General features: G+C 37.3%; 10 protein-coding genes and 4 pseudogenes. 5 read left to right on the forward strand and 9 right to left on the reverse strand.

Annotation, left to right across the window (positions count from 1 at the left end; translation table 11 throughout):
- Positions 1-5: 5 nt before the first annotated feature.
- The 7 genes and pseudogenes from AAZO_RS17480 to AAZO_RS27155 all read right to left on the reverse strand — a co-directional run bounded on the left by AAZO_RS17480 (position 6) and on the right by AAZO_RS27155 (position 5874).
- Positions 6-656 (reverse strand): serine/threonine-protein kinase, encoded by a 651-nt coding sequence (locus AAZO_RS17480; RefSeq protein ID WP_228371735.1) that lies wholly within the window; start codon positions 654-656, stop codon positions 6-8.
- Positions 657-763: 107 nt separating this feature from the next.
- Positions 764-2137, reverse strand: a complete 1374-nt coding sequence (locus AAZO_RS17485; RefSeq protein ID WP_013192249.1) for a cytochrome c biogenesis protein — start codon at positions 2135-2137, stop codon at positions 764-766.
- A gap of 3 nt (positions 2138-2140) precedes the next feature.
- Complete coding sequence (locus AAZO_RS17490) at positions 2141-2881, reverse strand: cytochrome c biogenesis protein CcdA (RefSeq protein WP_041643384.1); 741 nt, start codon at positions 2879-2881, stop codon at positions 2141-2143.
- Between the two features lie 79 nt (positions 2882-2960).
- Positions 2961-3131 (reverse strand): hypothetical protein, encoded by a 171-nt coding sequence (locus AAZO_RS35585; RefSeq protein WP_187289511.1) that lies wholly within the window; start codon positions 3129-3131, stop codon positions 2961-2963.
- Between the two features lie 806 nt (positions 3132-3937).
- Entirely contained in the window at positions 3938-4069 is a 132-nt protein-coding gene (locus AAZO_RS31155; protein ID WP_081462918.1) for a hypothetical protein, read from the reverse strand.
- On the reverse strand, positions 4039-4266 hold the full coding sequence (locus AAZO_RS17495; RefSeq protein WP_013192251.1) for a transposase family protein: 228 nt from the start codon (positions 4264-4266) through the stop codon (positions 4039-4041). The genes AAZO_RS31155 and AAZO_RS17495 overlap by 31 nt, the downstream gene beginning before the upstream one ends.
- A gap of 595 nt (positions 4267-4861) precedes the next feature.
- Positions 4862-5874 (reverse strand): annotated as a pseudogene (locus AAZO_RS27155) (IS701 family transposase).
- Between the two features lie 382 nt (positions 5875-6256).
- On the opposite strand from AAZO_RS27155, the gene recR reads away from it, so the two are divergent.
- The gene (gene recR, locus AAZO_RS17510; protein ID WP_266889620.1) at positions 6257-6814 is read left to right on the forward strand and encodes a recombination mediator RecR; all 558 of its coding nucleotides are present in this window, start codon (positions 6257-6259) and stop codon (positions 6812-6814) included.
- 101 nt (positions 6815-6915) lie between these two features.
- Here recR and AAZO_RS31160 read toward each other — a convergent pair.
- Positions 6916-8156, reverse strand: a pseudogene (locus AAZO_RS31160) (IS701 family transposase).
- A gap of 317 nt (positions 8157-8473) precedes the next feature.
- Here AAZO_RS31160 and AAZO_RS17520 point away from each other — a divergent pair.
- From AAZO_RS17520 to AAZO_RS39100, 4 genes and pseudogenes are all read left to right on the forward strand, one after another.
- On the forward strand, positions 8474-8866 hold the full coding sequence (locus AAZO_RS17520; RefSeq protein WP_013192254.1) for an urease accessory protein UreE: 393 nt from the start codon (positions 8474-8476) through the stop codon (positions 8864-8866).
- 31 nt (positions 8867-8897) lie between these two features.
- Positions 8898-9551 (forward strand): annotated as a pseudogene (locus tag AAZO_RS17525) (urease accessory protein UreF).
- A gap of 218 nt (positions 9552-9769) precedes the next feature.
- A pseudogene (ureG, locus tag AAZO_RS17530) lies at positions 9770-10360 on the forward strand (urease accessory protein UreG).
- Positions 10361-11583: 1223 nt separating this feature from the next.
- On the forward strand, positions 11584-12015 hold the full coding sequence (locus AAZO_RS39100; protein ID WP_228371271.1) for a lipase family protein: 432 nt from the start codon (positions 11584-11586) through the stop codon (positions 12013-12015).
- Between the two features lie 761 nt (positions 12016-12776).
- On the opposite strand, the gene dnaG is transcribed toward AAZO_RS39100, so the two are convergent.
- Positions 12777-14687, reverse strand: a complete 1911-nt coding sequence (gene dnaG / locus AAZO_RS17540; RefSeq protein ID WP_013192255.1) for a DNA primase — start codon at positions 14685-14687, stop codon at positions 12777-12779.
- Positions 14688-14745: the final 58 nt, after the last annotated feature.

The raw sequence follows: 14745 nt of genomic DNA on the forward strand, positions 1-14745 counted from the left end.
TATGGTTATGGCAGCAGAGATTTAAATACCCTACCTACAAAAGAACTTGCAAAGCGGTAGGTTTTGCGAACCATATCTAAAAGTGAATAAGTTACTCGTAACCGCAAAGGATATAAAATAGGCAGATATAGACAATAATAAGCCTTTTTTAAATTATCCCATTTTGAGCATTTTTCCTGGTGCAGAAAATCAGAAATATCAACAACTAAACCCCGACCCTCAAATATCATGACATTCTTGCCATGAACATCATGAGGGTAAAGTCCACGAGTCTGTGCATAGTCCAAAGCACTATCAATATCTTTGATAACTTTGGGAGGAATACGCAAACCCCTGTGAAGACAGTCATAAAGGGTAACACCATATAATCTTTTTAAGACTAACAACCCTTCTTGAGCATAAAAACACTCAGAAAAAGTTGGATGGGAACCAAGACGAAGGTAAACTTCTAGTTCCTCCTCAAACCCAGGACGACCAGGTGCGTAGATTTTGACCACCATGTCTGGGTATCCAGGATGATAAACTACTGCTGCGTAGTTTCCTGTACCTAGTAGTTCCCAAGGTGAGGGAAGATAGCGCACTTCTGCTGGGTTGTGAGGATGGACACTTTCGACAATTAATTGTGGGATCAGTTCTTGCTGAATACTTGCAATCAGTCACTGAATGTGGGATTGATCCATAACATATATGCACCATCTTGAGTGGTATCACAATAATAAAATACACCACCCAATTGCTACTATGCCCCAATAAGAAAGAAAAATTATTTTTTTCCTTGGTCATTAAGCTGGTCTAAAATTCCCAACACTTCTCTTTCAAAGCTAACTTGAGCGCGGTTAGTTTTACCACCAATATAAAGTTTTTCTCCTATTTGTAAAGCCCAAATTTGGGAATGGGAAAAATAACTCATCACCACACCCAGCATTAATAAAGCAAAGCCCATATATACAATCGGTATTCCTGGGTCATATTTAATTTGTAAACCAGTGCTACCAAGGACATCAATAATTTTGAGATTTATACCATTCACAGGTATAGACATTCCGGTGCGAACCGTATTAATCAATTTACCTTTAGTATCATATATTAATACCATTCCTTGCAAATCTTTTGCTAATAACGAAACACCTTCACTTAAATCAGGCTTAGTCGGTATCCAAGTTCCCCAAATTCTGCCTCTAGCTTTAGTGTCTAATTGTGCCATTGGTAATTGGAAAATTGGACTTTTATTTAATTTCACCTGAACAGCAGAAATACCCCAATCTGTTTGATAAAAGACTACACCATGATAACGGAGAGGTTTATTTACATAAATCTTCTCATGGTTGACTTCTTTGCCATCATTATCCAAAACAGATAAATCTGAATAAAATTGGTCAATTCCTCCTTTTGGAGTATAATCAATCCAAAATTTATTAACTCTCACAGCCCAATCTTTCAGAACTTTTTGAGAAGACCAAGCACCAGCATCAATAATGTTTTTTACTTGGAAGGTATCACCACTACAAATCATTTCCTGAGCCATGAAACCTGTCATCGAACCCCAAATTCCTCCCAATAAAATCATGACGATACCAATATGCACAATAATCGGTCCAATGCGTCCGACTACACCTTTACGGGCATAAAGAAGATTATCTTCTTCCTGTTCTTGAAATATTTTATAACGGGTTTTCGTTAAAATTAGTGTCAGTGAACTAACAGAGATACCATCTAATTCTGCACTTAAGGCTAATTTATTAAATTTGCGTGGTTCATCGTAATATTGCCATTTCTGGGCAGCTTTTAAAGCTGGTAATTGCCTAGTAAAAGTACAAGCTGTTAAACTTGTTCCAAATAAAACTAATAAAGCTAAAAACCACCAAGTGCGATAAACATGATCTAAACCAAGGACTTGAATTACCTTCCAAGTTAGAAAACCAAATAAAGCCGGATGTTCTGGATAATTGGCTTGATAAAAAGTCGGTACTTGTCCTTGTTCAATTACCGTACCACCAATACTGAAGAAAGCAATTATTAGCAACAAGATAATTGCTAATCTTAAATCTGTAAGCACAGGTAAAATTTCTCGTCGTAAAAAGCGAATAGGTAGGGAAAACAAATTTAAGTCTTTGGATGTTGTGTTATCTACAGTCATTGTCTAGAAACTACCAAGGGGAATACGAGAAAGTAAAGAAAATACACCAAACCCAACCAATAATGCACCGCTAACTGGATTAATCCAACCAGACCAACGACGCAATTCTAATAGTTTTCTAATTGTGGCAGTAAACGTACCTGCCAAAATCAATGGTGCAACATATCCGGCTGTGTAGGAAAGTAGTAAAACTGCACCTAAAATCAAATCTTGGGTATTAGCAACCCAACCTAATAAACTGGCTAAAACTGGTGTACTGCAAGGGGAAGCAACTAAACCAAAAGTTAACCCGATAGAGTATGAACGAACTCTAGGAGGTAAATCTTGAGAAATACAATTTGTTTCGTTCAAAGATGGAAATTGTATGGGTAGAGCTTCTAATAAATTCAAGCCCATAATAATAGCAATAATACTAACAATAATTGGTAAACCAATTCCTACTTGACCGTATACTTTTCCCACTAAACCTGCTACAATTCCTAAACCTGCCAATGTTGTGGCTAATCCTAAAGCAAACCAAGTTGATTGTGCAGCTGCTTGAAGTCGGCTTTTTGCTTCATAACCACCAATATAACCAATAGTAATAGGCAGCATAGACAGCATACATGGGGTAAGACTAGTGAGTAAGCCAGCTGCAAAAATAATGGCAATACTTACGATACTGACATGGGTGAGTTGGTTAGCAACAAGGGTGTTTGCGAATTGTTCGAGTTGATAAATTTGGGTTTGCAGATTCTCCAGCATAGGTATCATTGAATGGGAAAGGCAGACTATGTTTACATTTTAGCTTGATTTGACTATTTTAGCAGAAATCAAACTGTAGTTAAAACCCCTTAAATCCCATTTCTGCTTCGATCTTTTGTTTAATTTGAGTTACACTCATCTGGGATACAAATTGATTAATTTGGCGTTTAGTTTTGATTTGGCTTAAAAATATTCCCACTAAAACCAAGCTACCACCAATATATTGTGCCTGAGTAGGAATTTCACCCAAGATTCTATAAGAAAGATCCTAAAATACTGATTAGCGGTGTCACTGAACTCACGAAGGAAGTTGTGGATACAGGGGAAGTTTTGAAGCCTCTCACCCAAAGTAATTGACCTAAAACTACAATTACAACACTATATATAATATAGCAATCCGGAATCATTGGTGAGAAAATACTGAATTTATTAAAGATAACATAAACACCAAATAGATTTGTGTTTTGTGGCTAAAGTGGTATATTAAGGGTAATTCATAGCTTTAAATTCTAGTTTCATAAGTTACAAATGCAGTAACACTATTTACTCATGATTCATTTAGGATTGCTATACTTTAGTGAGATAAAAGCTATCTTCTACAGAAATTTGCCTGAGAGTTGCTTTGTTCTAGTAGTGCCAATAAATGATCAATAAACCTATTAAGTTACACAGGTTTCCTACAAATAAAACATTACACCAAGAAATGGGATTACAATCGCTTATTAAATGTTGAGATACTATTTCTATTAAAATACAAGTTACTGTACTAGAAACTCCGAAGATCAAAATAGCTACCCACAGATATAATTTTCGGGTAACTTTATCAATTAAGTTAGTCCACTATTTCAGTCTATTGAGCATAAATTTTATCTTAGAGAGGTCCGAAAATTTAGAAAAGAGTCTGTATCTGGCTTTCCATAGTATTAAGATGAGGAAATAGCTAAGGAAAGAATCAGGGTTGGTAATAGTTACGGATAGTTCCTATCCATAAAGATGTTGATGACAAATTCATAACTGACCTCATATCCATAACATTGATGAAATGGGCAACACTCATTAACCAATTCCTAATGTGACTAAACCACAAATAGTAAGAATTACTTGTGAGTAAATTGGCGAATTCAGGGGAAATCTTTGTTGAGGTACCCGGAATATTTTTACAAGTCTAATGACCTGTTCAACAAAAATACTCTTAGTGGAAAACTCTTTGTTTCCTGCCTTTTGTTCTGAGTCACCATGGCATAATCGCTATCATGTTTTTCTAGCTGTTCACGGAGACTAGGAGGGAAAACATCTCGTAATATCTCTAGCCAGTAATGAAATGTGTCCTTTGCTTCCGTTTTCCATATACCGAAATGCAAACCTAAAACATCAAATGTTGGCATTGTCCTCCAATAGAACAAGGATAGACATACCTGTTGTTTTATCTCTAGTTTCCCTTTCCCCCCTCCTCCTTTCTGATTTATACCTATGTTTTTACTTTCTATCTCCCCTTGAAGTTTTTTATCCTACATTTCAACTTAACTTGGGCTAACAAGTCTTAAAACTGATGGTTATTTATTCCCAGTATTTGTTTTGTAGGATGTGGATATTCTTGAATATAATTAATTTAGTGGACTTTTCCTTTTGGTACACCCTCACAATTTCTTTCTAGCATTTGTTTGACACCAAATTAGTGTTCCTGACAGGTCTTTTGCTAAGACTTCTGAATCAAAGAAATAAGCATTATGTGATTGTTTACTAACTAGCTTCAAAATAGATACTTGTATTTCCTGAGAATTTAGTTTAGTAGCATCATCCATGAATACAGGCACTTAGAGCATAACCAATCCTGATCCGAATCTGAAGGGCGGATGAAATCAGCTACAAGATATGCTCTATAAGCCTCATAGCTCTTAGACCTTGTTGATAATACTTCAGGACTTACGCAACTGGCACAAATAGGGGGCGGGATGTAGCCCTGGCACGGAACAATTGAACTCAAACCAAGCACATAGGAAGACTTGGGCGTTTTAGTTGCTGAATTAAATAATTAGAAAGGAATCTATGCTTGTTTTGATAAACAGTTTGACCAGTTTGATAGCCTAGATTCTTTAATCTAATCCAACCCAACATTGTACAAGCAATATGATTTCTTTAAAGCCTAGCTTTACGACATTGACAAGATTCAATCCCAGTTATTTGTTTAATGTCTCGGTGAAAATCCTCGATGTTTCAACGAATTTTACATACCTCTTGTACAACATTCGTAGAACTTTGAGATAAATCCTTAGTAGCGACATAATCCGTTGTGTTAGTATAAACAGTAACTCGGAGTAGTTTCACTTTTTTCTGAGCGGGAAACCCTTTAATTTTTATAATTTTACCACATTCTAACTCTTCAGTACTCCATTCTCATAATTCAATATGTTTATCTTTTCCCTTGGCAAATGTATCATTAACTAACCGATTTTTTTTTTAGGGCAATAATAGATTTTGTCTAAGCTATCAATATACAGCATGAAACTGTTTACTGCATACCATGTGTCCATCAAAACCGTATCAAAGGGGAAAAGCTGATGATACACCAGGTTTTGTAGCATATCTTCCACATGGTCTATCTTGGTTTTACCATCCACATCAGCATTAAGAATGCGGTAATCTGTTACCCCAAATCTTTAAACTTTAGGATTCACATATACACAACTGACTACACCAATTCCTTTAAGTATGCCATGTTTATTACTACTATATTGTCTCCTCACCATCTCTATTTCTTCAGAATATCTGTTGTCTAAAACACTATCATCAAATATGATGTACCCATTACCATCAGGTTCCACTAACTCTTTCACCTTATCCTAGAGTAAACGAGATGTTAACTTTTCGGTTTTTAAATAATAGTTAATTGCATCATGGCTAATACTTTCTAAATGCTCTGCTAAATTAGTAATTATATAATTAATTTGACTACTTAATAAGTATTGGCAGTAATCAAGTTTAGTCAATATCATTACCGTCAGGAACATTTATCTAATACCACCTCCTACCTATTTTCTCATGAATATTTCAATAATATTTCCTGTTGCAGCTACTTCTGATGGGTTGATAAAGCTTTCCATATCCGATTTATTTAATACCGATGTACTATATTTCACCCATCGCCTGTGCCAGTTGCCTAAGTCCTGTACTTAAGTCTATTGGGATGTAATCTGATTGATCCCGTAACCAAATCCATACAAATATCCTTGAAATGTGTAAGTTTAGATAATTAACTTAATCACTTTCCAACCCTTGTTCCAAAACACCCTAAAAATGTCATCATAGTAGAGATAAAAACAGATAGGAGACAAGACCACGGTTTACGCACGCCCTTTAGCCCGGTTGATTGAACAACTGCAACGCCTCCCCGGAGTGGGACCCAAATCCGCCCAGCGTCTAGCGTTGCATATTTTAAAGCGCCCAGAGGCAGAAGTTGAAGCTTTGGCACAGGCACTAATTGATGCGAAAAAACAGGTAGGGTTGTGTCAAGTTTGCTATCACCTCTCATCTGAACCTGTATGTGATATCTGCCGCAATCCTAACCGGGATAATACAACTATCTGTGTGGTTGCAGATTCCCGTGATGTGATTGCATTGGAAAAAACCCGCGAGTATAAAGGTAAATATCATGTCTTAGGTGGGGTGATTTCTCCCATGGATGGTATTGGACCTGAACAGTTGACGGCTCAAGCTTTGGTGCGGAGAGTCAGTCAACAACAGCCACAAGAAGTAATTATGGCTATTAGTCCTAGTGTAGAAGGGGAAACCACTACTTTATATATAGGTGAGTTACTCAAACCTTTTACGAAAGTTACGCGGATTGCTTTTGGTTTACCTGTGGGTGGTGATTTAGAGTATGCTGATGAGGTGACACTGGTTAGAGCTTTGGAAGGACGACGGGAATTAGATTAATTCCTAATCGCTAATTCCTAATTCGTAATTATGCAGAAAGGCACAAAAAAACCGAAGCGTGTAACGAACAGTAAAATTATCTAACGGGACGTAAACGAAAATCAAGCCCAAATGTAGCCCAAACTGGCTTGATAAGAAGGAAACACGTCCGGATTCAAGTTGAACCAATCAATAAATATAAAAGATATGGCTATTCTAAACCCTTCTAAAGCTTGAGTAAAAGTATTCAAAGGTTTCTTAGCCCACCTTGGTCTTAATCCTCCAGTCCACTGATGGCTAAGAATAAAAGTGTAGGCACAGAAAACCAAAATAAAATGGCGCAGTCAACTGCTGTTATCTCCAACTTGATATTCTTTGAGTCCTAACCATCCCTTGGCTTCCCTGTAAACAACTTCTACCTAATTTCTTTAAGAATATGTATCAACTATCCATTGGGGTGTGACAGTTGATGAAGAAACATTGGTCATAAAGTAGTCCATATCAGTGGCTTGAGAGAAAGTAGAACCGTTGATGACGATAGCAATATTGCCCTTTCCAGTTAAGGGTGATATTTCTACTTCTTTAGTTACTACTCATAATGTTTTAGTTTTATCTAACTCCAGTTGAATTTCTGTAAAAGCCTCTTGGGGTAAACTTTGTACTAATTCATCTAACCTAATTATTGTTGGACTATCCTCTTGGTCACTCACTAGCAAGGATTTTGGGATTTTTAGCTAATCCTCCTAACTACTTTAAATGCCGATTTTCTATCTTTAATAAGAAAGATCTATTGTGGCCATATCCAGGATCTATAATTACTATTCCTGGTTGATAACGATGGCTTAAGGTCAGATGTATTAATTTAATTCCTAACTCAGGTTTATTCTCAAATAGAGGCTCTTGTTTCCCTTTGGGTCAAGAATCACTGTGGTGATATAACTCTATATGTAATGGTAAGCTTTTACTGCCATCATAATAGATGTATGTGTTGTTACTACTACTCCATCCCTAAAATTCCCCCTTTTTCTATGGCCATAATCATCAATTATTAAGCTAAATCCTCTGGTGATTCTCCTCTGACTACACTTGTTCATAATCTCTAACCAATGCTCATTGACTTGGGAACTGGACCAAGGTGCTTCAGTTAAAAAAGGTGCTTCAGTTAAAAAGTGGTCTAATCGGTGGTAAGTCACCCCTATGGCATTCTCTGCCATTTGAAATAGGTTTTTTCTCTCACTTTTACCCAATCATCCCCCTAAATCATGTCTAAACTCTCTTTTTTGCGCTTGATGAGTAAATACATCATCAAGTGACACCATCTTTCAAACCATGGTGCCATTGCCGCGGCAGTGGTTTCTGTCATCAGCTTCTTTTAACGTGAAAGCTACACCGAAATCCCATTATACTCCTTTTTACTCTTAACTTTTGTTTAAGTCCCGCTAAGAGCGTGTTTGAAAACTTTTTCGCTTGATACATAAGCAAGGACTTTTCAAATATCCTCTAAGAGATTGTTTGAAAAGTATTATATGAACCCAGTAATTGTCCTCAACCTAACCCCCTACCCCCATTCCCTTGTAGGGAGTGGAGGTTTTTGGATAAACTTTATAACTTTCCAAACATCCTCTACAACCTTCTGCCTTTTGCTTTCTCATAACGACGATTTTTAACGCTAACCTATTTATGCTGACCTTAATGCAAGGTAAACTATTTGATTTTGATGTTGATATTGCGGTTCATTTGATCCTGGAACTTACCGCAGAAGAACGCACCCGCAGCCGTCACCGATTTACTTTACCTGATGGTACGGTCGTGTTTTTGCGTTTACCAAGAGGTACGGTTTTCCATGATGGTGATGTTCTGACACATGAAAGCCAGTGTAATTTCATGAAAATTGTTGCAAAACCTGAATCTGTTTTAACTGTGGTTGCAGACATACCTTTGTTATTAAGGGCTGCTTATGATTTGGGAAATCGTCATGTACCTGTAGGAATTACACAGAACTATTTACGCTTGTCTCCTGACCCGATTTTACAAACGATGTTGGTAAAATTAGGCTTGGAAATTAAGGACTAAGTTGTACCTTTTCAACCAGAATTAGGAGCTTATGGAACTAATCCAGCTCACTAATTTTCATTTTTTATCTATTTTGCAATTGGCTAGTCCAGCTTTACCTGTGGGGCCTTATAGCTATTCGGAAGGTTTAGAAATTTTGGTGGAAGATGGCACTATTAATGATAGTAATAATCTAAAAGATTGGTTAGGATCTGAGTTGAAAGATGGGTCTATTCCCATAGATAAAGCGGTGATGATGAGGGGATTACAGGCTGCAAATTTAGGAGATCGGCAAGATTTAAAACGGTGGAATTTGTGGTTATCTGCGGTGAGGGATACGGAAGAGTGACGGGGTTCTAGTTGGCAAATGGGGCGCTCATACAATTATTGGGTAAACTCGCACCGTCAACTATTCCCTTAGCTACTGCTGTGGGTTATCCTTGCAATTATGCGCTCGCTTTTGGCATTGCTTCATCTCACTGGCAAATTAACCACCAAGCTGCATTATTAGCATATATGCATAGTTAGTTGGGTAAATAATTTAATTACTGCGGGAATAAAACTCATTCCCCTCGGCCAAACTGCTGGACAAGTATTGTTATTAGAATTACAAACATTATTAACTGATACCATGTTGGAAATTCTCGCTTTGGAGGATGATGACCTCGCTTATTGCAGTTGGGGATTATCGTTAGCAAGTATGTAGCATGAAACCCAATATACATACAAGGTTATTTAGGAGTTAAAGAATAGGTGACAGGGAATATGTAATAATTTCACCAATCACCAATCACCAATCACCAATCACCAATCACCAATCACCAATCACCAATCACCAATCACCAATCACCAATCACCAATCACCAATCACCAATCACCAATCACCAATCACCAATCACCAATCACCAATTACCAATGACTAAATTGAATACTTTTCGAGTTGGCGTAGCTGGCCCTGTAGGTTTAGGAAAAACGGCTTTAGTGAATGCTTTGTGTAAAGCACTGCGGGAGAACTATAACTTGGCAGTGGTGACAAATGACATATATACTCAAGAGGATACCCAGTTTTTGGTACGTTCTCAGGCTTTGGAGAGCGGCATTTTGGGAGTTGAAATAGGAGGCTGTCCCCAGACAGCTGTCTGTGAAGATGCTTCCATGAATTTAGCTGCAATTGAACAAGTAGAAGAAAAATTTACAGATTTAGATCTAGTCTTTTTAGAAAGTTGTGGTGATAACTGAGCTGCTACCTTTAGTTCCAAATTAGTATATTTAACAATATATGTAATTGACGTTACTGCTGGTAATAAAATTCGCCCCAAGGGTGGACCAGATATAACTAAATCTGATTTATTAGTCATTAATAAAACTGACCTTGCACCCTATTTTGGTGCTGATTTAACTGTGAACGAGACGCAAAAAAAAATGCGTGGTGATCAACTCTTCATTTTTACCAACTTAAAAACCCAAGACAGTTTAAAAGATGTAATTCAATTTGAAATTACACAAAGTAGCTAAATTTTAAAAGAATTAAAACTTATTAAATTAAAAAATATATTTGCTACATCACCTACCGAGAGTTTAAACTAGATAGGACTTACACAACTGGCATATTAATAGGGTGCATGGGACCTATCCATATATTATTTAATAATAACAGATCTTTGACATATAAAGCACTCTACAATAGACTTGATTGTGACAGTTAGCTAAGTAATTACTACTAGACAAGAAAAATTTGAATATAGCAACGGGAAATGAGCTTAGGAAATCAAGTGATAATGAAACTCCTTCTAAAAAATGGTTTTAGAGTAAGCCACAAAATAAATGATCCTGTTTTGTCATACTGTATCCCTTCGGGACACTCCGTGAAGGCGAAACGTAGCCTATAATTCCTATGTCGTTGCGTATGGCTTACGCCAAGCTTCGCTAACAGAATGACATTGGGTATTTCTTTTTGTGGAGTTCTCTTACACCTGAATTCTGAATTGTGACTCCTGCTATAGCATTTTTTTGCTGCTGTTTTATAAATGAAGCACAGAAAAAGCAGACTCTTTTCTGGAATTCCATTTCTGATTTTGAAGAACTTACTAAGTACCTCGGCGGGAAAAAACAGAAGTATGTAACAAAAAGTAAAATCACCAAAACCCTCTTCCCTGTTGCATGAGTGCCCTTCGGTTTCTCCAGTGGGACCCTGGGGAAGGCGAAGCGCCTACATAGAGGAAACCACGCCACTTGCTTTATGCCGGGAAACCCATCCACCGCAGTGGCTCCCCAAGACCGCGCTGCTTCACCTCTTGTCTTTTGCCTGTCATAAGGACAATTTTTAACGCCAACCTACTTAAATAGGTTTTTCCGATTCCCCTTTATTTCTTGAAATCAATTTTTATAACCACAGGATAAATTTATGACCTTTGATTATTGCAAAGCTTTCAAAATGGTACTTTGCTGCAAAGAAGTTTATCAAGATTTTTCAAAGATTATCTTTTCTAATGGGAAGGAAAAATAAATTTTAATTAATGAAACAACTACTGATACTCAACTCGCTATTTTATCAGATTCATCAGGAATTATTCTTGTTGTTCAAGGTAGTAGTTCATCGTTTGACTGGCAAACAAATTTTGATACCAGTCAAGAGTGGAAAGCATTTGAGCAAGAAGTAATTCGTGGACAAATTGTTGCTCAAAAAGATAAAACTTATACCTATAAAACAAAAAATACTTCTGGTTCATTAACGCATCGTGGCTTTACTAACGCTTACTGTTCTCTCAGAAGTCAGATTCACAAATATATCAATAAATAATAATACTACTAATGTTACTGTAACTGGTAACATTTTAGGAGGTGCATTAGGAACATTATGTGTAGTAGATGTTCAGTACAAGTTTGTTAAAAAATTAACTTCCATAGAAGGTTATACTTTTGGAGCGCCAAAAGTGGGAAGTAATGGATTTTCCAAGCCCTATAATGAACAAATTCCTAAAAGTTATAGATTTGTTCATGGTATGGATATAGTTTCTGCATTACCAAGATGGTGGCAAGGATATAGTCATGTGGATAAGGAACTACAGATAGGTTCAAGATTTAGGTTAAATGTTATTTCTGCACGATTTAAAGATCATGGTCTTGATGGTTATATTCGTCTATTAAAAGAATTATCAATCAAAGATTAGAGAATTGGTAATTGGTAATTGGTAATTGGGCATTGAGGACTTTGTGTTATTGAAGACTGTTTTATTCTCCTTGCGGGGATTTATACCGGAAACCGGTGAAACTTGGACTTATATCATACTGATAGTGCAGGGTGGCGTAAGCCATGGGTAACGTAGTGCAGCGTATTCCTTTGGGATACTGGGTGAACGCGGAGCGTGCCGTAGTAGGCTCTAGTATCTCCGAGATTCTTCACTATCTCTTTCATAGACGCTCCGCGAACGTTCAGAATGACACTTTTAAACCGTTTTCAGTATATTAAATTGAAACAGCTACCAGGATGCAGAACTAATGATGGAGTAAGATTTTAGTCCCCTTGGGGGGATTTAGTAAATTGAAACAAGCCAGTACCAAAGTTATGGTGGCGGCTGAAAAATCCTTTCAGTCCCCTTGAGGGTTGAGGGGGATTTAGTAAATTGAAAGATACCATTTTACCTTCAGCAAAGCACAAGTTAAGACTAGTTTCAGTCCCCTTGAGGGGATTTAGTAAATTTAAACTCTGCCCTCTGAAACAGAGTCTAGGGGCGTAATCTAGAGACGATTTTGGCACACCTCAAAAAAAACTTGATTTCAGGCTTCTGGTCAACAGCTAACTGAAACTAATGAAACGCTAGAAGTATTCAATAATTATCAAGGTCCTGCCAGAAATTCAAGCTGATGTATCAATTATACAGCAATCCTATATGAAACGTAAACAAACCCAATGCCCAATGCCCCATATATACTAAAGTAATTCTCTAATTGAAAAATACCGTTGTTTATCTAATTCTTGTAAACGCATTTTTTCAGCATACATAGCATCAGCATAAAACTTATCTTTCTCTGGTTCTGTTAGTGGATCAGTTTTTTCCCACAGTTCCATAAAATAACGATAGCGTTTTTCTCTCAAGACTATTTCCATACAAGCAAATGTGGCTTGAAGTACTTGGGGAGTGCGCAGTATTTCTTTGTTGGTTTTTTCATTCAAATGAAATAAATGAGAAATTAATATTAAGTCTTCTGATAATTCTAAATACTTGTTTTCCAAACTAAAAATTAAATCTACTTCTTCTACTGGAAACTCTAAACTCTGTTGCCAAAAAAAGCGATGATGAGAAAGGCTAAATTCTAAATTTCGCTCTTCTAGTTCATCAATTATTACTTGGCGCTGTTCTGGACAATGTAAATATATTTGTAATAATAACGCCTCTGCTTGTTCTAATAAACTCCGTTCAGTGGTTACTAGAGATAGCTTCGGCGTTTTCAACTTCTGTTTGCGCGAGCGCAGTGGTAGACTTTGCACACTAGTGGGTGCAATTTGAGTTAGTAAATTCTCAACTCTGAGGGGTATTAATCTAGCGTCCCCTAAGCTGAGTATTTCTGCACAGTAGGAAATGTAATAATTTAGTGTATCACTATTAACTATATTTTGCAAGAGTTTTACGATTTCTTTTGTAACTTTTTGAAAAGCAGTAGCTTGTCTTAAATCTTTGTGTTTGATGATTTCCGCAATTTGCCAATTTAACCAAAGTGGGGCGTTTGCTAATAGTTGTTGATATTCCTCTGCTGTATGACTGTGCAAGTATTCATCGGCATCTTTTGCATGGGGTATATTAAGGATTTTTAACTGCACTTCGCCTTTATAGGCTAATGTCGCGATTTCACCAATAGCCCTTTCTGCGGCGTTGATTCCGGCTTTATCTGCATCAAAGTTTAGAACTAATTGTTTTGAATCGGTGTAGCGTAATAGCAACCGGACTTGTTCCATGCTTAAAGCTGTACCCAGGGAAGCGACGGCGTTATTAATCCCTGCTGCATGGAGAGCGATCGCATCAAAATATCCCTCTACAACTACTCCTTGATCTAATTTAGAAATACCATCTTTGGCGTGATCTAATGCAAATAAGGTTTTACCTTTACTAAAAAGTTCTGTTTCTGGGGAGTTTAAATATTTTGGTTGTTCTTCTGTCAGCGTTCTCCCACCAAAAGCAATAACTCGTCCTTGTATATCACGGATGGGAATCATTAAGCGATCACGAAATACATCATAATAACCGCCTCCATCTTTCCTGGGTTTAATCAAACCCGCTTTTTCCACCAACTGGACTGGGTAATGTTTATCTTCCACCAAATACCGATGTAAGGTTTCCCAACCTGCGGGTGCATAACCCAAACCAAATTGTTGAATTGTTTCGGTTTTGAATTGACGATGTTCTTGTAAATACTGCATCCCTTTTTGTCCTAAACTTTGTCTGAGGGCGTGTTGATAAAATTGGGCTGTGGACGCTAAAACCTCATATAACTGCTCACGCAAAGACAACTGATGTTGTAATTCTTGTCTTTGTTCCGGTTCTAAGGTTTTGACAGGTACTTGATAACGCCGTGCTAAATCTAACACCACTTCTGTAAACTGGTATTTACCCAAATCCATGAGAAATTTAATGGCGTTACCGGCAGCTTGACAACCGAAGCAATAATACATCTGCTTGCTGGGACTAACCGTGAAACTAGGGCTTTTTTCATCATGGAAGGGGCATAACCCGACAAAAACCTTTCCACGCTTACGCAAAACTACGTACTCTGAAACAAGATCAACAATATCAGCCCGGTGTTTAACTTCTTCTATGGTATCTGGATGTAAGCGAGGGATTTGCATGGGACTGGGGACTGGCAACTGTGAACTGGCAACTGTGAACTGGCAACTGGGGAAGTAA

Source organism: 'Nostoc azollae' 0708 (assembly GCF_000196515.1).
Classification (GTDB): Bacteria; Cyanobacteriota; Cyanobacteriia; order Cyanobacteriales; family Nostocaceae; genus Trichormus_B; species Trichormus_B azollae.